This window comes from Nonomuraea salmonea, from assembly GCF_042428605.1.
Taxonomy (GTDB): domain Bacteria; phylum Actinomycetota; class Actinomycetes; order Streptosporangiales; family Streptosporangiaceae; genus Nonomuraea; species Nonomuraea salmonea.
This window is the reverse complement of the sequence record NZ_JBHMCF010000052.1, coordinates 53556-74972: the sequence shown is the minus strand read 5'-3', so window position 1 is coordinate 74972 and position 21417 is coordinate 53556. Positions and strand designations below refer to the sequence as shown.

Below are 21417 nucleotides of genomic sequence, written 5' to 3'. Positions count from 1 at the left end.
TCTCCTCCGAAGGTTCGTGAGCATGACGGGTCAGCCGCCGATGGGGAGGTTCATGGCGAGGTTGATGACCTGGCGGTCGGTCAGGGTGCCGGTGTAGCCGCGGACGTCGTCGACGTCGCCGCCGAAGTAGTCCACGGCGGCGCCGTTGTACTTGGCGCGGCCGATCTGCAGCGCGCCCGCCGACCAGCCGCCGGTGACGGGGCGTTGGTCGTTGAGCTGGCCGTTGACGTAGAGGCGGATCTGTTTGGCCTGTTCGTCGTACACGCCGGTCAGGTGGGTCCAGGTGTTGAGCACCGAGCAGTCGACGGGCTCGGCCGAGGTGGCGTGCGTCAGAGTGCCGCTGGAGGCGCTGGGGCTCGTCGAGAACGACCAGTGCGGCACCGCGACGCCGTTCTCGGCGATGAGCCGGTAGCCGAGGTAGAAGGAGCTGTAGGTGGCTCCGTCCTGGGCGAGGACGGTCATCGCGCGGCTCGGCAGCGCGCAGGTGTCGTCGCCGGCCAGCCGCACCCAGGCCGCGACGGCGTAGCTGTGGTCGGTGCGCAGCGGCGCCGACGGCGTGGCGGCGTAGCCGGTGGTGCCGTTCAGGCTGAGGGCGCCGCCGCCGTCGAAGCCGTCGCCGATCCAGGTGGCGCCGCCGGCGAGGGTCGCCGGCCAGCGGCTGTCGGTCGTGTTGACCGCGGTGGTGCCGGTGGTCTCATCCAGCTTCCACCAGCCGCGCTGGATCGGCGGCTGCTTGGCCATGGCGGCGATCTCGTTGCCGAGGGAAGGATCGTTGACGGTGCGCGGGTCGTCCGACAGCTCCCGCTTCCAGATCTTCACGTCGTCGATGTCGCCGGCGAAGTTCTCGATGTATCTGCCGCGCGACAGCACCCGGCCGAGTTGCAGCGGGCCGGTCGCGTCCCAGGGCTTGTACGGGAAGGCGCCCGTCGTCGTCTGCGGGATGCCGTTGACGTACAGGCGCAGCTGCCGCTCCGGCGCGTCCCACACGCCCGTCAGGTGCGTCCAGATCCCCGTCGTGGGCTCGGTGTCGCTGAGCGCGCGGACGATGGTCTTGTCGTCGACGTCGGCGTCGAACTTGCTGAAGACCCAGCGTTTGGAGCCGGAGGAGTAGTAGAGCTGGAAGCCCGCGCCGCGCACGGCGTTCTGGCTGACCACCGTGGAGTTCTTGCTCTTGTCGTTCAGCAGCACCCAGGCCGAGACGCTCATGCTCCGGTCGGTGTGCACCACCGGGCCGTCCGTGCTGGCGTAGCCGGTGCCGCCGTCCAGGCGCAGGCCTCCGGCCACCCGCGCACCGACCCAGTTCGTGCCGCCGGCCAGCGTCGCGGGGTGCGTCGTCGCGCCGGAGTCGGCGGCCGTGGAGCCCGCGGTCTCGTCCAGCCGCCAGTGCCCCTCGGGGCCGAACCCGGCGTTGACGTAGAAGGTGTAGACGGCGGCGTTCTTGCCGACGTTGCCCGCCCGGTCGACCGGGAAGACGAACAGGGCGTTCAGCCAGTCGTGGCGGGGCGCGAGCCGCACGTTGACGGAGGTCTGCCCGGCGGGGATCGCGATCTGGGTGGCGGGGGTGGCCAGCGCCGGGTCGTCGAGCGCCCATCGGAAGGCCGTCACGTCGGTCTCACCGTCGCCGGGCGCCAGCGTGAAACCGCCCGCCCAGCCCACGCTGCCCTGCCAGGCGTCCGGCGTGTCGGCCGGGTAGTCGAGCGACGTCACTTTCGGCAGCGTGGTGGGATCGACGGTGTCCACGGTGAACTCACACCACTTGCTCCAGGCGCTGGAGTCGGTGCCGTCGTAGGCCTTGACCTTGTAGCTGTAGCTGTGACCGGTGACCAGACCGGACAGCTTGACCGAGTGGTCGGTGGCCGAGGTGGTGTACTTGTAGGCGGTCTTGCCGCCGCCTGGCATGGTCGAGGTGATGTCGTCCCACACGCCGGTCGCGGTGTTGTAGTGATGCAGCACGAACTCGGCCCGTACGCCGTCGTTGGCTTTGTCAGGGTCGTAGATCTTGGCCTTGAGCTGCAGCGGGCTGCCCGCGTCGCCGGCGTTGACGGCCGGGCGGGCCGCTCCGGTGACGCAGGGCGTGGCCGGGGAGGTGCCGATCCCCGCGGGCGCGGCCGGCGGGGTGTTGTAGTCGATGACCAGCTTGGGAGCGGCGCTGAACCCCTTCCATCCCCACGTGCCGCTGCTGGTGTCGTTGGAGTCCTTCAGCCCGAACGTCGTGTTCGACCAGCCGGCCTTGGCCGCCTTGACGATCGCGCTGGTCGCGTTGAACTCGATGCCCTTGTCCGGGCAGGACGAGCTGTAACCGGCGTCGGAGGCCACGCTGTCCAGATGCTCGCTCCAGGACGGCTGATGACTCCAGTTCGTCGAGCTGGAGATGCCGCCGGTACGCCAGAGCTGCACGGCCTGCGGGCTGGAGGTGCAGCCCCAGGACTTGACCTGCGTGATGCGGAACGTGGCCTTGAGGATGTGCTTGCCGTTGACGTTGTCGGAGTCCATCCGGAAGAACGATCGCTTCAGGCCGCTGCCGTAGTTGCCCGCCTCCGGCATGTGGCTGGAGTTCCAGTACTCCTGGGAGGGGTATGCCTTGTCCACGTACGTCCAGGCCAGCTTGGAGCCCGACCACTGCGGATCGATGTACACCGGGAAGGTGGTGTCGGGAGCGGTCAGCAGCTTCTTGTCCGGCATGAGCGCGATGCGGTCCTGCGCCACGTCGACGCCCATGACCGCCTGTCTGCCCTCGCGACGCGGCCCCGCCACCAGCGACGACGGCGCGGCCGCCGTCCCGGAGGAGTCCCACATGCGCGGCGGCGGCGCGTGGAAGATCTCCGATCCCGCCGGCGTCACGGCGCTCAGGCCGCCGGTCGCCGTCCTGCGTACCGTCAGCCCGGTCGCGCGCATGCCGAAGTCGAGCTTGTCCAGCGCGGGGTTGGCGGCGGCGTCCCGGTTCTTGACCACGAGCACCTCGGAGAAGCCGAGCACCGACGCGGTCACCTTCAGGTCGACGCCCGGAAGGACCTCGCCGTACGTCGCCGTGTCGCCGTCCAGCGTCGGCTTCGGCAGGCTTCCCGGCCACGTCATCGCCACCGAACGGCCGCCCTCGCCGATGGTGGCCAAAGCGGCCGTCCCGCCACCGGAGAAGGTGAGATCCAGCGGGGTCGCCGTGGTGTGGACGGTTCCGTCCGCCGCGAGGACCAGTGTCGTGTCGACGTCGGCCCAGCCGCCTCCCCGCCGTACCCGCTCCGGCAGTGCCGAGGTCTGTGAGGTGAAGGAGCCGTCGGGGTTGGCGAACACCTGACGGTTCTCCGTACGCAGCGACAGCACCTCCACCCGCTGCTCGCTGCTGCGTGCCTGGTCCAGGGCCTCCGCCTCGGTCCGTGGCGGCGTGTCCGCCGCCGCGGCCAGCGCGGCGGGCGCGGCGGGCAGGACGCCACCGGCGGCCAGGCCGCAGGACCATAACGACATGACCACGGCGAGGAGCGCGCGGGGGCTGCGACGCATGAAGTCTCCTGAGGGTCTGCGTCCGGTGATGATCTCGGCTCGCACCATCTAAGGAAATTTCGGATTTGAGAGCGTCAACCTGAGACCTGAGGATCGCTGAAACGTCCGCCGTACGGCCATGCCGCAAAGGTCAACCGGCTGCGGTACGGCGCCCGCTCGTCTACCGCCCAGGTTGTAGCGGCTGTCAGCCAGGCAATTGATGTGGAACCAGGTCGACGGCGGCTACCATGCGCTGATGCGCGCAAAGGTGGTGTCGTCCCTCAGACGGCTCGCCATCGCGAACCCCTTCCTCACCGATCTGATATTCAGCGTCATCGTGGCCGGCACCACTGTGGCGTTCGGGTTCAACCTGTCCGGGGACGCGGCCGAGCCGGGCTACGCGCGGCGCCCGCTGGACGGCGTCGGCGTCGGGTTGACGCTGGTGACCAACCTCGCGCTGGCGTGGCGACGGCGCACGCCTCTCACGGTGCTGGGGATCTGCTGCGCCATGGCGATCGTCCTGCACGCGGCCGGTTACGATTCCCGGCTGAACGAGGCGCCATCGCTGCTGGCGCTCTACACCGTGGCCAGCCGGACGCGCCCGCTCGTGTCGATCCCGTGCACGCTGCCCGTGGCCGTCTCCTGGTGGCACGCGGCGTTCCTCGCCCCGCCCGCGTTCACGGCGATGAACATCGCGCAGGCGAGCCTCCTCGTCGCCGTCGCCTGGACGTTCGGCAACAGCACCAGGATGCTGATCGAACGCAACAGGCGGCTCGGCTACCTCACCGAACGACTCCATCACGAGCAGGACGAGAAGGCGCGCCGCGCCGTCACCGAGGAACGGGTGCACATCGCCCGCGAGCTGCACGACGTGGTCGCCCACCACATGTCGGTCATCGTCATCCAGGCCGGGCTCGCCCGCTACGTCTTCGCCTCCGACCCCGCGACCGCGCGCGGCGCGCTCACCACCATCGCCGACACCAGCAGCGAGGTCATGGGCGAGATGAGACGGCTGCTGTCCGTCCTGCGCATCGAGCCCGACGACGAGGCCGACGGCTACGACCCGGCACCCGGCCTGCAACGGCTCGGACCTCTGGTCGAACGGATGCGCTCGGCCGGTGTGCCGGTCCAGGTCTCGATCACCGGCGACGTGCGCCCGCTGCCGTCCGGCATCGACCTGTGCGCGTACCGGGTCGTTCAGGAGTGCCTCACCAACGTGCTCAAACACGCGGGCCCCGCAACGGCGCGGGTCTCCCTGACGTACGGCGCCGAGCTGGAGTTACGCGTCACCGACGACGGGGGCGGGACGGCCGTCCCCGCCGAGGAGGGCGGTCACGGCTTGATCGGCATGCGCGAACGCGTCAAGCTCTACAAGGGAACGATCACAGCCGGAGCAAGACCGTCAGGCGGATTCGAGGTCGTGGTCACCCTGCCCCTGTCCTCCACGGAACCGGACACATGATCAAGGTAATGGTCGTCGACGATCAGATTCTCGTCCGTGCCGGACTGACGGCGCTGCTGCGTGCCGTGCCCGAACTCGACGTCGTCGGCGAGGCGGCCGGCGGCGAGGAAGCCATCTCCCTCGCGGCGGCCACCCACCCCGACGTGATCCTCATGGACATCAGGATGCCGGGCATGAACGGCGTCACGGCGACCGAGCGCATCCTGTCCGCGGACGGCGATCACCGGCCTCGGGTGCTCATCCTGACCACGTTCGACCTCGACAAGTACGTCTACAACGCCCTGCGCGTCGGCGCCTCGGGCTTCCTGCTCAAGGACACCCCGCCCGAACGGCTCATCGCCGCCATCCAGACCATCGCCTCCGGCGACATGCTCTTCTCGCCCAGCGTCACCCGCCGCCTCATCGAGGCCTACACCCATCGGACCGTCCCGGCCGCCGCCCCGCGCTCTCCCGCGCTGGACCTGCTCACCGCCCGCGAGAGCGAGGTGCTGCAACTGGTCGGGCACGCGCTGTCCAACGCCGAGATCGCCGCCCTCCTGAGCGTCAGCGAGGCCACCGTCAAGACGCACCTCAACCGCGCCATGGCCAAGCTCGGCCTCGGCAGCCGCGCCCAGGCCGTGGCCCTGGCCTACGAGTCCGGCCTCGTCGTCCCCGGCCAGGAGACGCCCTCCCCGAGGTGACTGAAGAACGGACTACGAGTGACGCTGATCCGAGGACCGTCCGAACGTGGACACCGCGGTCAGGAGGAGCTGACCAGGTCGTGCGCGGCCTCGGCGAAGGCGCGGGCCCGAGCGGTGGCGCCGTCGGCCCGCCACAGCAGGCCCCATCGCAGTGGCGGGGCGTCGCTGATGGGGACGTAGGCGACGTCGGGGCGTGCGTAGTAGCGCCTGGCCTGGGCGCCGACGGGGAAGGCGCCGTGGCCGGCGCCGATGAGGGTGAGCATCTCGTTGAACGTCGAGGCCGAGGGGCCGGGGTCGATCGGCCGTCCCGCAGGAGTGGCGCGCGGAGTGCGGTCCTCGCGCAGCGAGATCGGCAGCGTGTCCGGCAACTGGAGGAGCTTCACCCTGGCGAGATCGTCGAGCGAGACCGACGTACGGCGGGCGAACGGATGCTGGGACGGCACGGCGAGCATGCGCATCTCGGACACCAGCACCGGACCGGTGACGATGCCCGGCTCGTCGATGGGGAACGTGCCCAGCGCGAGGTCGACCTGGCCATCGCGCAGCCAGGGCATCAGGTCGACTATCTGCGCTTCGCGGAGCTGAACATCGCAGTCCGTCAGGCGACGGCGGAACAACTCGGCGGCCCCGGCGAGCAGCAGAACAACGGCACGCCGGTTCGGCGCTCCAGCTTGGCGATCGTCTGGCTGATCCGGGCGGTGGACACGCGCAGGCGCTCGGCGGTGCGGCCGAAGTGCAACTCCTCGGCCAGGGTCAAGAACGCCTCCAGCTCGTGGCGCTCCAGCATGTCACCCCCATGCTCCCTCTGGCCGACATGCAGGACAACGGAGTTGAGGTCAAAGGGGAACCGGCTACAGGGGGCCCGGTCCTGTAGGCCATCGCCATGGCCGCTGAGGCATCACCGACGCCGCGCGGTCGACCAGGCGGATGCCGTGCCGAACAGCAGGGGCGTGAGGGTAGTGGAGAACTGTCGCCGACGCTGGATACGGACTACTCCCTGATCTGACGCACCCGGGAGCCCCGCCGTACGGCGGGGCTCCTTCGCTCTGGCCGGCGATCAGCATCCCCGAAGCCGGGTGGACACCAGTGTCAGCTGAGGACTGTCGCCGAGCGTCCCTCGTCCACGGTGTACGCACCCGCGGTGATCGCTCCGAGACTTGCGGGCTTGAGGGTCAGTGAGACGACGCCGCCGGGCAGCACGCGCGACTTCTCGTCCACGGTGGTGAACGTCGCGGGTGTCGATCCGCCCGGGAACAGGTGCTTCCCCGTCCCGACGACGACTGGGTATTGGAGCAGCCGGTAGAGGTCGACAAGTCCGGCCTGATGCAGCGTCTGCACCAGCTTCCAGCTTCCGTGAACCTGGAGCTCCATACCGGGAAGCTCCTTGAGGCGGCGCACCTCGTCGACCAGTTCACCGCGCAGGACAGTCGTCGGGCTCCAGCCGGCTTCCTGGTCGGTCAGCGTCGAGCTGACGACATACTTTGGCAGCGTGTTGAGCTTGGTGGCGATCAGGTCGTCAGGCTCGGTGACCTTCGGCCAATACCCGCCGAGCAGATCGAAGCTCGTACGGCCGAAGAGGAAGGCGCCGGCCGCACGAAACCAGCTCTCGACGACCTCGTTGGTGTGCGCCGAGGCGTGCGGAACGAGCCAGCCGCCGCGGTCGAAGCCGTCGGAGCGGTCCTCGTCGGGGGCTCCGGGCCCTTGCATGACGCCGTCGAGGCTGATGAAGGTGTTGACGCTGAGCAGCACGATTCTCCCCCGGGTATTCGGGTCGCGGACTGCCGGTCAGGGCTGACCGGCAGGCAGACGCTAGCTGCCGGGCCCCGGGTGAGTCTTGTACAGGAACGACATCGCGGCATGGTCGCGGCGTTCGCGCGGTCGATCTGCATCACGGCGGTTCGCGACAGTCCAGTGATCGCACGGTATCGACGCTGGAGGGTACGCAGGGTCGGGCCGCCTCAGGATACCCGGCGACGTCCTCCTCGTCCCCGAGGCGCGGTCCTCACCGCCGATGATGACTCTGCCCGAGTCCGTCACTGGAACGGCACATACCCGTCGATGATCGAGGCTGCCACATGTGGCCGAAGAAACCGTACCGAGCGTGAATCGACCCCTGAGGAACTCGGTGGCGTACGGCGGGACCGGTGCGGTGGCCGCCCTCGTCTCCGGTCCGCGCAGGCTGGCGAGCAGGCGTCCTGCGTCCGCGAAAGGATCAGATGCAAGCAGGTGCGCGCTGTGGACATCATCGTGTCATCGGCGCCGCTGCTGCCGGGGACTGGGCCCGAGTTCGGCACAGACCTACCGCAGCCGGCTGCGGCACATGCGCGCCACGCTGGCCTGGCTGGAACGCGGCGGCCCCACCGAGGGCCTCCGTGTCCTGCTCCCGGAAACTCTCGGTGTGTTCTCATATGCAGGTGATAGATCATTACCGGGATGTCCTGCGTCGCGTCGCCTGGCTGGACGCCCTCTGCTGGATCGTTGTGCAGCCCCTCGGAGAGCATCTCGGCCTCGACGACGTCTTATGGCGCGTGAACGGCGGACGCGACCCCGAACAGCGTGTCATGGCCTACCCGCCCGAGGAGGCGCTGGAGGCGGACGAGCCCGTGCTCTTCGCCTTCGAAGGGGACGGCGCCTGGGGCCTGCTGGAGTTCACCCACGGATACGGGCTCTCGGACCAGGTTCTCGCCACGGTCAGTGAGGGTGCCCGTGTGTGGATGGCGTCCTGGCACTTCAAGGGCGGCCATACGGTCGTCTACGCGGCCGACGGGCGGATCAGGGCGCGGATGCGGGAGTTCGTCTTCGGCGACCGCCGGGAGGAGGATGGCGACCCGTCCGCTCTGGCCGGTCTGCGCGCCCTGCTCGACGGCCTGGCCCGCGACGACTTCGACGGCAAGTGCGCCGCCGTGTTCGCCTTCACCGAGCAGACCACCGGGGTAGGCTTCGACGCCGATCAACTGCTCGCGGAGAACGCGCCCGTCATCGTTCTCGACGTGCCGGCCCCCTGACTCCAGTTCACGCGCCCGGCGTATCGCACTCGAAAACGAACTCGACCAGCTCCAGCAAAATCACGCACGCCTGCGGGAGCAGAAGCACGTTCTGCAGCGCAGCCAGCCGGTGGCCGAGCAGACTGCCCGCACCGCCGCCGAACAAGCACCGCCCCAGACCGTACGGCCCACACCTACGACAACGCCTCACCCCTGACCGGCGTCGACCCCACGTGAGACTCCGACTGGGAGGCGCAACTGATGGTATTCGCACTCTTCGGTCAGCTCACCTGCCTGCAGCAGCTTGCCGCGGATTTGCTGGAGCCCGGCCAGGGTGTCCACCTCCCACGCCAGGTCCGCGAGCCCGGGACGCCGGCTCGCGCGGGCCGTCCCGCTGTGGTGATCTCGGCTCGGGGCGGCAGCTACAGCCCCGGTGCTCCCAGGCACGTCCTGGACTGCCCCCCACGAGACGGCGCTGGCCGCGCTGCTTCCGCTGCACGAGGCATCCATGGCCGGCGCCCACGACCGTGCTCGCGAACTCGCCGCGACGATCGCCGGCGGCACGACAGCAGCCGCCCAGAGCCCTGAACCGACACTGCGCACCTCGGGCACCCGCGGCAGGGTGGGGCGCAGACACATGGCCCGCAGTCCGCTGGACGTGCCGTTGGCCACGCTGCGCTCGGCGGCTGGCCCCAGAGGTCAGTCCTTCGGGGTCGATTCGCAGTCGCGGAGGTAGGTCTCCATGGCGGTGCGGAGATTGTCGGCGGCACGGATGATGAGGGCGAGCTGTTCCGTGGTGAACTCACCCAGCGCCTGACCGAGCTGCTGATGCAGCGGTTCGAAGAAGGCGTCGGCAGCGGCGTTGATCGTCGTGGTCGAGCGCAGGGTCACGACCCGCCGGTCGGAGCCCTCCCGTGCGCGCTCGACATGCCCTGCTTTCTCCAGGCGTCCGAGAAGGATCGAGGTCGCACCCGGCGAAAGGCCCACGCGTTCGGCGAGGCGCGCCGGCGTCAGCGGCCGGCCACGCTGTTCCGCCTCAATGATGAGCACGATGGCGTCGGCGTCGGTGGTGTGCAGGCGCGCACTGCGGGCGAAGGCCCGTGCCAGTTCCTTCTGCGTGGCGGTGAAGGCCGTGAGGCTGTCCAGCACCTGCTCGTACTGATCACCGGGCTCAGCCTCTGTCATGACCTACCTTTCGACGCCCCCGGTATCTTATGGCAACCCAAGATAGTTATGCTACATAATAGTTTTGCGACATAATTACTCCGAGGCTCACCCGAACCAGCAGCCGCCCGAAGCCCATCGAAGGAACTCAAGGAGCCATCACAGTGCAGCGATCGATCACCATCGCCGGAGCCGGACTGGCCGGACTCGCCCTCGCCCGCGTCCTGCACGTCCACGGCATCGCCTCGACCGTCTACGAGGCGGAGGCATCGCCCAGCGGACGCAGCCAGGGCGGCCAGCTCGACATCCACGATTTCAACGGCCAGGTCGCCCTCCAGCAGTGCCGGCTCATGGACGAGTTCCACTCGATCGTCAACATGGGCGCCGAGGCCATGCGATTCCTCGACCCCGACGGAGAGCTCGTCGGCGAGATCCCCGACGACGGGGAACTGAGCAACCCCGAAGTCCTGCGCGGCGAACTGCGCAGAATCCTGATCGAGTCACTGCCCCTTGGCACGATCCGGTGGGGCCACAAGATCGCCTCGGTCACCCCTGGAGACGGCCACCGACCGCACGTGATCAACTTCGCTGACGGCTCGTCGGTCTCAACCGAGGTGCTGATCGGCGCCGACGGGGCCTGGTCGCGGGTCCGGGCCTCCCTCAACGGCGCCATGCCCGAGTACCTGGGAACCCTGTGGGTCGAAACGTTCCTCCACGACGTCGAGAAGAACCACCCGCGCAGCGCCGCACTGGTCGGCAGCGGCGCGATGCTGGCGATGAAGCCGGGCAGGGGGATCTTCGGACACCGAGAGGCGAACGACGTGATCCACACCTACGTCGTACTGAAGAAGCCGCTCGAGTGGACGCAGTCGGTCGACTTCTCCGACCGCGAGCGCGCGCTGACGCTCGTCGCCGATCAGCTGGGTCAGGGCTGGGCGCCTGAGCTGCTCGAACTGGTCACCCGAGGGGAGACCACGCCGGTCGTACGCCCGATCTGGGGACTGCCGCTGGAACACACCTGGGACCGCGTCCCGGGCATCATGCTCATCGGCGACGCCGCCCACCTCACCCCGCCCGACGGCGACGGCGCGAACTGGGCCCTCTACGATGGCGCCCAGCTCGCACAGGCCATCGCCGCCACACCGGCCGACATCGACACGGCGTTCACCACCTTCGCCGAACAGATGCTGCCCCGCAGCGCCGCGTCCTCGATCGAGGGCTACCAATCCTTCGAGCAGACCTTCGGCTACAACGCACCCGCGAACCTGCGCGACATGATGAACCGCGCCAAGACCTACGGCCACCAACACCAGTGAGCACGCGACACCTGCGTACGGGCTCGTGAATCACCCACCTCCGCCGACTTCGGCGAGGGCGCTTCACTCCCAGACCTGCCCACGGATCGTCCAGCGGCATCCCAGCGGGCCACGAGAACCAACACCGCCACCGAGCCGCTCATTCGATCGAGATACCTCACCCCACAGTTCCTGAGCCGTCACGGGCGGTCGGTGGCGGCCGTCTCGGGGCCTCGGCAGGCGAGGCAGTAGCGGTAGAGGTCTACTCGGGTGAGCGTGCCGGCCGGGTTGTAACGGCGCTTGCAGTAGGCCCGCCAGTTGCCGGTGGCCTCCAGTATCGCGCCCGCCGTTTGGCACTTGAGGCACGCGTTGGGGTTGTTGTACGACGAGTCGTAGTAGTAGCCGCCGCTGTAGGGGCCGTCCCCGCAGGCGACCGCCAGGCTCGACCGGCTCATTGCGGCGCTCGTGCTCGCGCCGGCGCTCCCGCCGGGCAGGAGCGCGACGACCGTGCCGAGCGCGACGACCGTGCCGAGCGCGACGACCGGCCGCCCTGCCGATCGCCCTGCCGATCGGCCCGCCGAGCGTCGCGTCGATCTTGTGCTTGCCATGTCAGCCTCCTCCTGGTGGAACACCGATTCTCGGCGCGGACGAAGGAGGGGGACAGGGCGGCAAGCGGGCATCGACCGGACTTTTCGCGGTTCGCACGATGCGCCTGGCAGGCCGGGGCCCTAGTCTGCCGGGCATGCGCATGCTGCACCTCGGGCTGCGGGTCACCGACCTGGAACGCTCGCTCGCCTTCTACACCGCCGTCGGGTACGCCGAAGTCGGACGGGTCCCCGAGACGGAGTCCGGCAGCCTGACCATGCTGAAGCTGCCCGGCGACCCGTACGTCAGCCTCGAACTCGTCCACGATCCCGCCAGGCCGGTCGAGGACATCGGCGCCGTCGACCACCTCGTCATCCAGGTGGACGATCTCCACGCCACGATCGCCGCGCTCGCGGCCAAGGGCGTCACGGCCGAGCCGCCGTCGGAACTGGGGGAGCGGTTCTGGACGTCGTGGCTGACCGACCCCGACGGCTACCGGATCGAACTCGTCCAGTGGCCGCCCGGCCATCCCCCCGGCATGACGGCGGTGGACTTCGCGTGAGCGTCAGGCCGGCGCGTACGCGGGGGCCACGTCGACGAAGATGCGATAGTCCGAGATCAGGCCGTCGTCGCGGGTGGTCCAGATCGTCACGGCGACCACGCGGGCGTCCCGGCCGTCCAGCCGGCGGTAGGTGACCTCGGTCTCGGCGATGGTGTCGGCGCCGACCCGCCAATGCCTGACGATCCGGTGCCGCAGGCCCGCGATGGTGGCGAAGAACGCGCGCAGCCCGTCGGCGATGGCCTGGCGCCCCACCATCGGGTCGGCGTTGCCGAACACCATCGTGCCGTCCTCGGCCATCAACTTCGCGATGCCGTCCGGGTCGAACGCGTCGATGATCTGAAAAACGTGACGTGCCTCGTCGTCGGACATGCCCACCCTTCCCTGCCGGTGAAGATCGATGTCTCCACCTTGCGCGCCGAACCGCCGCCGGGCAAGCGGGAAGCGGCGGGGTGGGCGTTTTCATGATCTGTAGAGTGAGCGACTGCCCGCCCCGACCGGCTCACCGCGAAGGACTCCCGCCATGTTCATCCGCCGCGCGTCGATCGTCGCCGCCCTCACCCTCGTCACGTCCTGCCTCACGCTGCTTCCCGCGTACGCCTGGGCCCCCGCCGTCAGCTCGTCGGGCGTCCCCTTACCCGGAGGGATATATCCGGGCTCGGCCCGCTATCAGAGTGCGGGCTTCTACCAGTACGCGCCGTCCGTCGTGCAGACGTCCGACACCCAGCGGATCATCTACTACTGCGCCAACACCGTCGAGTACGACAGGAGCGGCGGCAACGCGCTCGCCGCCACCCACGACCACGTCCTGTTCAACGTCGGCACCCGCCGGCCGGACGGGTCGTACTGCTGGGGCTCCACCCAGGTGGCGCTGCGGCCTCGCCTTGAGCCGGGGGACGCCCAGTACCATCCGGCCACACCGAGCTGGGCGGCGTACCACATCTGCGACCCCGACGTGGTCAAGGGACGGTTCACCTACACGGCGCCGGGCGCCGGTGCGAAGACCTACACCTGGGCGATGTTCTTCACCGGCGCGGACGACGACGACCACGGCGCCGACGGCCGGTTCAACGTCATCGGCGTCGCCCTCGCCGCCTCCCCGCTCGGACCGTGGACCATCGTCGCGGAGCCCGTCGTCGACATCGACGAACCCGACTACAACGCCGCCGGCTACGGCGTGGGCCAGCCCGGCGTGACCAGCGTCGACCAGCAGGGGAACCTGCTGTTGTTCTACAGCGGCCTGGACTGCGCGGCCCTGGACGCACCCGACCCGTCCTGCGACGTCGCCGACCGCGGCACCGCCGTGCGCACGCTCGACCTCGGCGACGCCGGCGCGCCAGTGCTCGGCGAGAGGCGCTTCGTCACCACCGCCGGGCTGACGCCGGAGCCGTTCCTCCCCAATTCCGGACGCTTCCTGCACAACGCGTCGTGGGCCTACGACCCCAGCCGGGCCTCGTTCGTCGTCTCCCGCGACACCGGGCCGCTCGACGGCAAGGGCCAGGGGCGCGCGTACGCGACCTCACCGCACTCGTGGCCGTTACAGGAACCGGCGCCCGCCGCGAGTAACAGAGCACTTTGAAAGAAGGTCTCGTGTTCCGCCTGCTTCAAGCTTGAGGAGGCGCTCTGGCGGGTCACTTCTGTCTCGGCGCCGTCCTGTGAGCCGGTTCCGAAGGGAGAGGCACATGACGCAAGCACGCAGCAGCGGACGAGCACGGCCTGCGGTCGCGGGGGAAGCGCCCGACACCAGCGCCTCGTCCATGTTCGTGACCGGAGCGATCCCGCGCCGGCGCGGACTGATCGTTCTGCTCGCGAGCCTCATCGGGTTCGTGCTCACGACGGTGTGGTCGGCGGAGTTCGTGGACCAGACGATCGGCGGCAACGTCGCCGGCACGCTGCTCGGGCATGAGCCTACGGAGGCGCCGATCGCCGGCATGGCGGCCGGGATCGTGTTCGCGTTCGTCAGCGGGCTCGCGGGGTCATTCACCGCGTGCAATATCGCCTGCTTCGGGGCGGTGGCGCCGATGATGGGCGGGGTCGGCAGCCGGTGGGGGCGGTTGCGGCAGTCGTTACGGCCACTGCGGTGGCTGGCGGTGGGCATGGTCACGGTCTCGGCGGTCTACGGCGCGATCGTCGGTTTCGTCGGGACGAGCATGCCGCAGTTCTCCACCGCGCCGACCGTGCCGGGAACGTTGTCCGCGCGCAGCGTGCAGTCGATGGTGGTGTTCGGGCTGATCGGGCTATGCATGCTGTACATGGGGCTGGCCGCACTGCGCCTGGTGCCCGATCCGTTCGGCCGGATCGCACGGCGGTTCCCGAACGCGCCGATGGTGTTCATGGGCGGGCTCATCGGCGGCTTCCTCATCGGGCGGCCCTATCCACTGTTCCGGCAGATGTTCCGGGACGCCGCCGAGAGCGGTAACCCGCTGTACGGGGCAGCGGCGTTCGTGCTGCAGTCGGTGGGGAACATCGTGATCATGGCGGTGCTGTTCATCGTGCTGTCCGTCGTGGCCGGCGGCCGGGTACAGCAGTGGCTCACGGCCAAGCCTGGCCGGATCGCGGTTCTGACCGCCGGATCGCTGATCATCGCCGGTGCGTTCACCTTCTTGTACTGGGACGTCCGCCTGCTCGCCCGCCGCGAGATCATTCCCTGGTATCCGACCGCGCCCTGGTCATGACTGGCCGGCTTCGAGCGCCGGTTCACGGGCTCAGCACATCGGGACGGCTCTTCGCCATGGGGGAGTAGGTCATGATCGTGCCCATCACTCCGGACAGCTGGATGCGGGTCCGCCGTGCCCTCGACGCCACGGCGGATCGGTTCGCCGAGCTGCTCGTGGCAGCTCGTGCTGTGCCGGCGAGGGCGACGGTGCACTGGTCGGTGGGGGAGACGGCGGCCCATGTGGCGACCCTGAGCAAGCTCCTGGTCGCCATGACCGACCCCGGGGCCGGCCCGTTTCCGTTCCCGGGCGGCAAGGAACTCGTACGCGAGACCGTCGTCGACTCGGTTGCCCAGCTGAACGAGGTGCTGCTGGGTGAGTTCACCGAGCGGGATCCCGTGGTGCTGGCACGGTTGATCCGGGCCGACATCTCCAGAACCCTGGAGGCCACTGAGGCGGTCGATCCGGTCGCAGCCGTCCCCTGGCTGGGCGGAGCCCGGCTCCCGTATGCGGGTCTGCTCGCCCACATGGTGAACGAACTGCAGATTCACGGCTGGGACATCGCCAGAGGGGCACGGCTGCCTTGGACGGTGCCGCCGCAGGAGGCCGGCCTGTTCTTCGACCTCTTCCTGCTCGGGGTGATCCATCACGGCTATGGCCGGCTGCTGGAAGGGCATGGGCCCGTCCCGAAGGGCCGCATCACCGTGGAGTTCAGCTCTCCCTACACCGCCACCAGAGTCATGGCGCTGACCGGCGGTTCCGTCACGGTCGAGCCGCCCAATGGCAGGCCTGACGTGCGGCTGTCCTTCGACCCGGTCACGCTCAACCTGATGTTGTTCGGACGCATCAGCAAGTCCCGCGCGGCGCTGACGGGCAAGGTCGCCGTGCGGGGCGGGCGCCGCCCTTGGAGGCTCCCCGCGTTCATGCGGATCGTCCGCCTCCCTTCGTGATCACTTGGGCCCAGGGAGGTCCGAGCCCGCGGCAGGCGTATGGGATCAGCCGCGCGGATTACCTGCGTTCGCGACGCAATCTGTGCCCGGTCTCCGGTGAATGACCGGAGGCGTTTCTTCAAACGTGCTCAGATCGGCGCCGGCTTGAGATGAGCGGGTCAGGGTCTTGTCGTACGCCGCCCGCACGCATTATCAAGGATGGGTCCGGAACGCAGGGACGCGGCTCGGCATGAAAGCACCGGAAAATGATCGCCTACGAACAGTCATGGAAGCTGTCCACGGGTAATGGATTGAATGGTCAATCATTAAGTCGATCTTCGCTGCCGCGCTTGAGAATGTCGGCGAGGGTCCTTTTCTTCGAGTTCCGGCTCATCACTTATCAGTATTGACGATGTCCTTGTGGCGGGGAAACCGCCGGCTGTCATGCCGCCGAGTTCGGCCTGGCGCCTCTCGGGCCATCGCCATCTGAGGTGTGCCCCCGGCGTGGTGGCCCAGCTCTTCATGCCGCTTGACCAGGGTGAATGTCGTCTATTTCGGGCGAGGTGTCGGCTGTGCCGCGCGCCGCCCGTGCCCCTCGCCCGCTTCGGCCTGTCAGCGGTTCGGCGACGCCCGCCGTTCGACGGAGCTGGCACAAAAAGGACATGGTTCAACACTTGCAGCGGACGGTTGCATAAATTAAGAAAGAGGGGGCGCGCGGCAATTCACTGGGGGAGTGGAGCCGGCAAGCCGCCGATCACCCACGACTAGTAGTTACGGGGGTTGCTCTGTGGGCAGCAGCATCGAGGACTCGATTGTGTGCGTCATCGCAGCCATGCAGGAGAACCTTGGCGAACGATTCACAATCGATGACATGGCGCGCATCGCCATGTTCAGCAAGTTCCACTTCTGCCGAGCCTTTCGCGCCTCCACCGGAATGTCCCCGGCGAGGTTCCTGGCGGCGCTGCGGCTCCAGGAAGCCAAGCATCTGCTCGTTTCGACGTCGGACGGTATCGCGGAGATCAGTAACAAGGTCGGCTATACCAGCGTCAGCACCTTCACCACCCGGTTCAGCGCCTCAGTAGGGGTGACTCCTGGAGTCTTCCGCGCCCAGCGCGGCCGGACCTCGCATCCCCGCACCTGCGATGAGCGGACGCCGGCCAAGGGGAGCGGCGCGGTCATACAGGGCAAGGTCTCGGCGAGTGCTCCGTACGATGATTCGACCGTGTATCTCGGCCTCTTCCGCCACGTCGTGCCGGAGGGCACGCCCATCCGGAGCTTAGCCCTCGACAAACCAGGGGTCTTCGAGATGGGGCATGTACCGGACGGCACATGGCACCTGCTGGCGTACACCGCGACACCCCCTCGGGTGCCCGGCTCGGACGGCGTCCGGCTGAGCGTGCCGCGATCCGCGATCGCCGCCCAGGGACCGTTCCATGTCAGCCAGGGATCGGTGCTCAGCTGCGTGGACCTGCGTCTGCGGTCCGCGCGCGCGACCGATCCGCCCGTCCTGGTCGCCCCGTTCGATCTTCGGTGGGAGCCGGCCATGGCGACGGTCGGCTGAATCGCCAGGACCGCGCTGGTCGGCGCGTCACTCGTTCTCCAGGGCGGCGGCTCCTCGGTGGCCGGCCCCCGCCATCACGCCTGATCGATCGCCCGCTGAGGGCCGTACACCCGGACCGCACGTGGCGATCCGGGTGTCGTGCCGGAGACCTGTTCCGGCCAGGGGCCGCTGCTCGTCAGGTTCAGGACGAGGCAGGCGCTTCCTGGACGAGGGCCGCGAACTGCTGCTCGAGGAGCTTGTCCGGGCTGTTGGCGTACAGTTCCGCCAGAGGCGCGACCGTGGCGTCGGGAAAGATGTCCTCCTCGCCCTTGGCGACCGCGTCGAAGATGGCCTGCGCGGCGGATTGCGGGGTGGCCTTGGGAACCTGCAGTTCCCGCACCATGTCGGTGTCGATGGGGCCGGCCAGGACCGCGTGGAACGTGACTCCCCGAGGCCCGTAGAAGGCGCGCAGCGTCTTGGTCAGCGAGTACGAAGCCGCCTTCGAGATCGAGTACGACGGGAAGGGCGGCAGCGGCGCCAGCGCGACCACGGACATCATGGTGATGACGGCCCCGCCCGCATTGACGAGCGCCGGCAGGAAGGCCTGGGTGACGGCGTTGGTGCCGTGGAAGTTGACCGCCATGTGGCGGTCGAGCACGGACGGGTCGAACGGAACGTCGGGCAGCATGATCCCGGCGTTGTTGATCAGGATGTCCAGCGACTCGATCTGGCTGGCCGCCGCCTGGATCTGCGCGGGGTCGGTGATGTCGAGCGTCACCGGGGTGACGCGCTCGTCGGAGTGGTCGAGCGGCTTGCGGGTGCCGCAATAGACCTGCTTGGCGCCCCTGGCCAGAGCTTCGGTGACCAGCGCCTGGCCGATGCCGCGGTTGGCCCCTGTCACCAGCAAGGTCTTGCCTTCGATGCTCATGTTGCTGCTCCTTTTGATCGGTCAGGCGAGAATCACGTGCATTCGGCCATTGATGACGGCTCGGAAATCAGCAGAAACCGGTGAAACGGCTTTCTCGATATACCGCCGAGGCTAACAGCCGTCCGATAGTCGTGGCCACGGCTCGGATCGAACTCGGCAATATGGAAGAAGCGAAGATGTGGATGGCTGAACGCGGGGCCCCGGCGGCCCCGCATCATTGTTCGGATCGGGCCGCCGGCAGTGCGCCCCGTCCGTCGGATCAGGACGGGGCACGGTCGCGGCGGCAGGCGGTTACTGCGGGCCGGGTCCGATCATGGGGCTGTTGCAGTAGGCCGCGATCTTCCACCCGTCGTCCCGCTTGGCGAGCACCCAGGTCGCGTACGAGGTGCGCTGCGGTGGAGCCTCGCTTTCTCCAGGGAGCAGCACACCGGTCTCGGTGACGACCACCGCGGTCTCGTCGTTGACGAAGCGGACGCTCCGGACCTTCTCCGATGCCCCGGTGCCCTTCATCGGGCCGCTGAACAAGAAACCGATGGAGCCCTGGATCTCCCCACGCGATTCCATGTAAGAACCGGGCAGGGTGGCGGAGGCGTCATCGAGGTAATCCGCGACGAAGAGATCCGCGTCGTTCTTGTTCCACGCATCGTGGACGCCCTTGACGACGGCGAGGACGGCAGTCTCGTCGCTCTTGTTTATGGCCATGCTTGACCTCATTCTGCTCGTGCACCGAGAACACCGCGGACGGCCGCTTCACAGATGCGGAATTCATCGGCGCTGGGAATGGACTTCGAAAGAATGGGGAAGTTTTTCAGCCCTCCTTCTGTCGTTGAGGTGCGGCCGTTCGCCGGTCACGACGACACGGACGGTTCTTCCGACAGGCGGTGCATCTGGTGCTGGACGGCGCTGTGCGCCGGATACGCCAGCGACATCAGCGCGCCCACCGCGGAAAGGCCCGCGCACAACCACATGGCGTCGCCGAAGCTGGAGATGAAGGTGGCGGGGGAGGTGTAGTTGCCCGGATGGGCGAAGACGCTCGCGGTGAGCGCGACCCCGAAGACGCCCCCCAGCTCTCGCAGCGTCGCGCTGGTTCCCGAGGCGATGCCGATCTGGTTCGGGCCGACCGAGGTCATCACGCCGTTGGCGACCGTCGGGAAGACGATGCCGATGCCCACGCCGGCGACCAGCAGCGGACCGAGGATCTCACCGAAGCTCATCCCCGGCTCGACCGTGAACGCCACCCAGCCGAACCCGATCGCCTGCAAGGCCATGCCCATCGCCATGAACACCCGGTTGCCGTACTTGTCGGCCAAGGGGCCGACGACGGGCCCGATGAACATGGAGACACCCGTCCAGGCCAGCAGATGAAGGCCGGCCATGAGCGGGGAGTCGCCAAGTCCGTCCTGGAAGAACTGGGCCATCAGGAACAAGGCCCCGAACAGCGGCGCGTACATGAAGAAGTTGACCCAGCTCGCGGCGTTGAACGCCTTGTTGCGGAAGAGGTCGAGGCGCACCATCGGTGCGCGTCTGCGGCCCTCGACCACCAGGAACACGGCCAGGACGACCCCGCCGGCGATCAGCGACGCGATCACCTGCACGTGTCCCCAGCCGACGCTGCTGACTCGCACCAGCCCCCAGGCCAGCAGGAAGGAGCCGGCGCTGCCCAGCGCCAGCCCGTACAGGTCGAGTGACTGGCGTGGCCCGTAGCTTTCTGTCAGCCGCGTGAGCGTCAGGACGGCGGCCACCAGGCCGATGGGGACGTTGACCCAGAAGATCCAGTGCCAGTCGAGGCCGGTGACGATGGCGCCGCCGAACACCGGCCCGATCGCGACCGCGAGACCCGAGACCGCGCCCCAGGTGCCGATGGCCGTGCCCCGCTTCTCGACCGGGAACGCGTCGCTGATCAGCGTGAGCGAGACGGGCATGAGGATGGCGCAGGAGAGCCCCTGCACGGCGCGGGCCGCGATGAGCACGCCGATGTTCGGTGACAGCGCCGCCACGACCGACGTCGCGGCGAAGATGACGAGCCCGATCGCATACACCTTGCGGCGGCCGAACCGGTCGGCCAGCGCGGCCATCAGCAGCAGGACGCAGGCGAAGGTGAGGACGTAGGCGTTGATGGTCCACTCGAGGGCGCTGAGGCTCGCCTGGAAGCTGGTCCGCAGCTCGGTCAGGGCGGTGGTCACCACAAGCGTGTCCAGGGCGGTCATGAAGACGCCGACCGAGCTGAGAACGAGGGTCCAGCCTTTGTGCGGCGCGGCTGCTCCGGTGTCAGCGGATGCCATGGCGTGCCAACTCCTCCGATGAAGGTTCTGCACTGCGGCGAAACTAGGTTCGCGTTTTCAACTAGCTACTTCAATTTTTGCACCTGTGAGCCTACAGAGGGCCGCCGAACACGCGCAACAACGTCACGCCAATCGGTGTGGCGAACATGCCCCTTCGATGACCCGGCCCGGTGGGGCGACCGGACTACTTGATCACGGTCCTGATCAGCCGGTCGTCACCCTCGAGCCGCACGCGCCCCGCCGCGATGGCGTCGTCGAGCGTCTCGTCGCGATTGACGAGCGACTTCAGCGTGCGGGCGTCCATCTGCACGAGTGCGTCGGCCTCGTAGGCCGCAGCGCGCGCGATGGCCAGCCCCGCCTCGTCGAAGCGCAGGGTGAAACGGTCGTCGCCGACGCGCATGTCGCAGACACCGGTGACGGGCATGCCGCCGGGGAAGAAGAACTGAGCCTGCGAGCGCAACGACAGCAGCAGCGAGTCGACGGTCGAGGGGGCGTGCTTGTCCCACCACGGCGACATCACCGCCCAGTTGCCCAGAGCGAACAGGACCGGCTCCAAGGACCGGCCCCAATCGGTCAGCTCGTACACGGTCGTGCTCACCGGGACACCGGCGCGCTGCCTGCGCAGCACGCCGATTCCCTCCAGATCGCGAAGCCGTCTCGTCAGGATGTTAGAGCTGGCGCCGCACAAGCCGTCGCGCAGATCGCTGAAGCGCTTCGGCCCGAGCATGAGCTCGCGAACCACCAGGAGCGCCCAGCGCTCACCCACGAGATCCAGCGCATGGGACACCGGGCATCCCTCGCCGTAGCTGCGCCTCTTCTCCATGCCGCTACGATACTCCGTCATGTTCATGCCTCTTTGCGCACGATAAAAGGGCTGACAG

General features: G+C 68.5%; 21 protein-coding genes. 9 read left to right on the top strand and 12 right to left on the bottom strand.

Going from position 1 to position 21417, the window contains the following annotated elements; genetic code table 11:
* Positions 1 to 30: 30 nt before the first annotated feature.
* Positions 31 to 3495: a LamG-like jellyroll fold domain-containing protein gene (locus ACFFR3_RS44745; RefSeq protein ID WP_379485135.1), complete on the bottom strand. Its 3465-nt coding sequence runs from the start codon at positions 3493 to 3495 to the stop codon at positions 31 to 33.
* Between the two features lie 235 nt (positions 3496 to 3730).
* Here ACFFR3_RS44745 and ACFFR3_RS44740 point away from each other — a divergent pair, with 235 nt between their 5' ends.
* Complete coding sequence (locus tag ACFFR3_RS44740; protein WP_379485134.1) at positions 3731 to 4936, top strand: sensor histidine kinase; 1206 nt, start codon at positions 3731 to 3733, stop codon at positions 4934 to 4936.
* An 8-nt stretch (positions 4937 to 4944) separates the two neighbouring features.
* Positions 4945 to 5616, top strand: coding sequence for a response regulator (locus ACFFR3_RS44735; protein ID WP_345408324.1), 672 nt, complete (start codon positions 4945 to 4947; stop codon positions 5614 to 5616).
* A 59-nt stretch (positions 5617 to 5675) separates the two neighbouring features.
* Here ACFFR3_RS44735 and ACFFR3_RS44730 read toward each other — a convergent pair whose 3' ends face one another.
* The 3 genes from ACFFR3_RS44730 to ACFFR3_RS44720 all read right to left on the bottom strand — a co-directional run bounded on the left by ACFFR3_RS44730 (position 5676) and on the right by ACFFR3_RS44720 (position 7365).
* Positions 5676 to 6233 (bottom strand): LysR family substrate-binding domain-containing protein, encoded by a 558-nt coding sequence (locus ACFFR3_RS44730; protein ID WP_345408322.1) that lies wholly within the window; start codon positions 6231 to 6233, stop codon positions 5676 to 5678.
* The gene (locus ACFFR3_RS44725) at positions 6215 to 6403 is read right to left on the bottom strand and encodes a helix-turn-helix domain-containing protein (RefSeq protein ID WP_345408320.1); all 189 of its coding nucleotides are present in this window, start codon (positions 6401 to 6403) and stop codon (positions 6215 to 6217) included. The genes ACFFR3_RS44730 and ACFFR3_RS44725 overlap by 19 nt, the downstream gene beginning before the upstream one ends.
* Before the next feature lie 302 nt (positions 6404 to 6705).
* The gene (locus tag ACFFR3_RS44720; RefSeq protein ID WP_379485133.1) at positions 6706 to 7365 is read right to left on the bottom strand and encodes a dihydrofolate reductase family protein; all 660 of its coding nucleotides are present in this window, start codon (positions 7363 to 7365) and stop codon (positions 6706 to 6708) included.
* 779 nt (positions 7366 to 8144) lie between these two features.
* On the opposite strand from ACFFR3_RS44720, the gene ACFFR3_RS44715 reads away from it, so the two are divergent.
* Positions 8145 to 8621 carry a hypothetical protein gene (locus tag ACFFR3_RS44715; protein WP_345408316.1) on the top strand — a complete coding sequence of 159 codons (477 nt, stop codon included), beginning with the start codon at positions 8145 to 8147 and terminating at the stop codon, positions 8619 to 8621.
* Between the two features lie 7 nt (positions 8622 to 8628).
* Here ACFFR3_RS44715 and ACFFR3_RS44710 read toward each other — a convergent pair whose 3' ends face one another.
* Both ACFFR3_RS44710 and ACFFR3_RS44705 read right to left on the bottom strand, forming a co-directional pair.
* Entirely contained in the window at positions 8629 to 8766 is a 138-nt protein-coding gene (locus ACFFR3_RS44710; protein ID WP_379485132.1) for a hypothetical protein, read from the bottom strand.
* Positions 8767 to 9299: 533 nt separating this feature from the next.
* On the bottom strand, positions 9300 to 9785 hold the full coding sequence (locus ACFFR3_RS44705) for a MarR family winged helix-turn-helix transcriptional regulator (RefSeq protein ID WP_345408314.1): 486 nt from the start codon (positions 9783 to 9785) through the stop codon (positions 9300 to 9302).
* Between the two features lie 143 nt (positions 9786 to 9928).
* Here ACFFR3_RS44705 and ACFFR3_RS44700 point away from each other — a divergent pair, with 143 nt between their 5' ends.
* Positions 9929 to 11080: an FAD-dependent oxidoreductase gene (locus ACFFR3_RS44700; RefSeq protein WP_345408312.1), complete on the top strand. Its 1152-nt coding sequence runs from the start codon at positions 9929 to 9931 to the stop codon at positions 11078 to 11080.
* A gap of 179 nt (positions 11081 to 11259) precedes the next feature.
* On the opposite strand, the gene ACFFR3_RS44695 is transcribed toward ACFFR3_RS44700, so the two are convergent.
* Positions 11260 to 11667 carry a hypothetical protein gene (locus ACFFR3_RS44695; protein WP_345408310.1) on the bottom strand — a complete coding sequence of 136 codons (408 nt, stop codon included), beginning with the start codon at positions 11665 to 11667 and terminating at the stop codon, positions 11260 to 11262.
* Positions 11668 to 11801: 134 nt separating this feature from the next.
* On the opposite strand from ACFFR3_RS44695, the gene ACFFR3_RS44690 reads away from it, so the two are divergent.
* Positions 11802 to 12206: a VOC family protein gene (locus ACFFR3_RS44690; RefSeq protein ID WP_379485131.1), complete on the top strand. Its 405-nt coding sequence runs from the start codon at positions 11802 to 11804 to the stop codon at positions 12204 to 12206.
* A gap of 3 nt (positions 12207 to 12209) precedes the next feature.
* Here ACFFR3_RS44690 and ACFFR3_RS44685 read toward each other — a convergent pair whose 3' ends face one another.
* Positions 12210 to 12575, bottom strand: coding sequence for a nuclear transport factor 2 family protein (locus ACFFR3_RS44685; protein ID WP_364382558.1), 366 nt, complete (start codon positions 12573 to 12575; stop codon positions 12210 to 12212).
* A 151-nt stretch (positions 12576 to 12726) separates the two neighbouring features.
* On the opposite strand from ACFFR3_RS44685, the gene ACFFR3_RS44680 reads away from it, so the two are divergent.
* The 4 genes from ACFFR3_RS44680 (at position 12727) to ACFFR3_RS44665 (ending at position 17347) form a co-directional block, all read left to right on the top strand.
* Complete coding sequence (locus tag ACFFR3_RS44680) at positions 12727 to 13782, top strand: hypothetical protein (RefSeq protein WP_379485130.1); 1056 nt, start codon at positions 12727 to 12729, stop codon at positions 13780 to 13782.
* Between the two features lie 103 nt (positions 13783 to 13885).
* The gene (locus ACFFR3_RS44675) at positions 13886 to 14878 is read left to right on the top strand and encodes a hypothetical protein (RefSeq protein ID WP_379485129.1); all 993 of its coding nucleotides are present in this window, start codon (positions 13886 to 13888) and stop codon (positions 14876 to 14878) included.
* 71 nt (positions 14879 to 14949) lie between these two features.
* Positions 14950 to 15807, top strand: a complete 858-nt coding sequence (locus ACFFR3_RS44670; RefSeq protein WP_345408300.1) for a maleylpyruvate isomerase N-terminal domain-containing protein — start codon at positions 14950 to 14952, stop codon at positions 15805 to 15807.
* A gap of 766 nt (positions 15808 to 16573) precedes the next feature.
* Complete coding sequence (locus tag ACFFR3_RS44665; protein WP_345408298.1) at positions 16574 to 17347, top strand: helix-turn-helix domain-containing protein; 774 nt, start codon at positions 16574 to 16576, stop codon at positions 17345 to 17347.
* Between the two features lie 181 nt (positions 17348 to 17528).
* On the opposite strand, the gene ACFFR3_RS44660 is transcribed toward ACFFR3_RS44665, so the two are convergent.
* From ACFFR3_RS44660 to ACFFR3_RS44645, 4 genes are all read right to left on the bottom strand, one after another.
* Complete coding sequence (locus ACFFR3_RS44660) at positions 17529 to 18254, bottom strand: SDR family NAD(P)-dependent oxidoreductase (protein ID WP_345408296.1); 726 nt, start codon at positions 18252 to 18254, stop codon at positions 17529 to 17531.
* 291 nt (positions 18255 to 18545) lie between these two features.
* Positions 18546 to 18956 (bottom strand): SgcJ/EcaC family oxidoreductase, encoded by a 411-nt coding sequence (locus ACFFR3_RS44655; protein WP_345408294.1) that lies wholly within the window; start codon positions 18954 to 18956, stop codon positions 18546 to 18548.
* Positions 18957 to 19102: 146 nt separating this feature from the next.
* Positions 19103 to 20536 (bottom strand): MFS transporter, encoded by a 1434-nt coding sequence (locus ACFFR3_RS44650; RefSeq protein WP_379485128.1) that lies wholly within the window; start codon positions 20534 to 20536, stop codon positions 19103 to 19105.
* 184 nt (positions 20537 to 20720) lie between these two features.
* Positions 20721 to 21359: a winged helix-turn-helix transcriptional regulator gene (locus ACFFR3_RS44645; protein ID WP_364382575.1), complete on the bottom strand. Its 639-nt coding sequence runs from the start codon at positions 21357 to 21359 to the stop codon at positions 20721 to 20723.
* Positions 21360 to 21417: the final 58 nt, after the last annotated feature.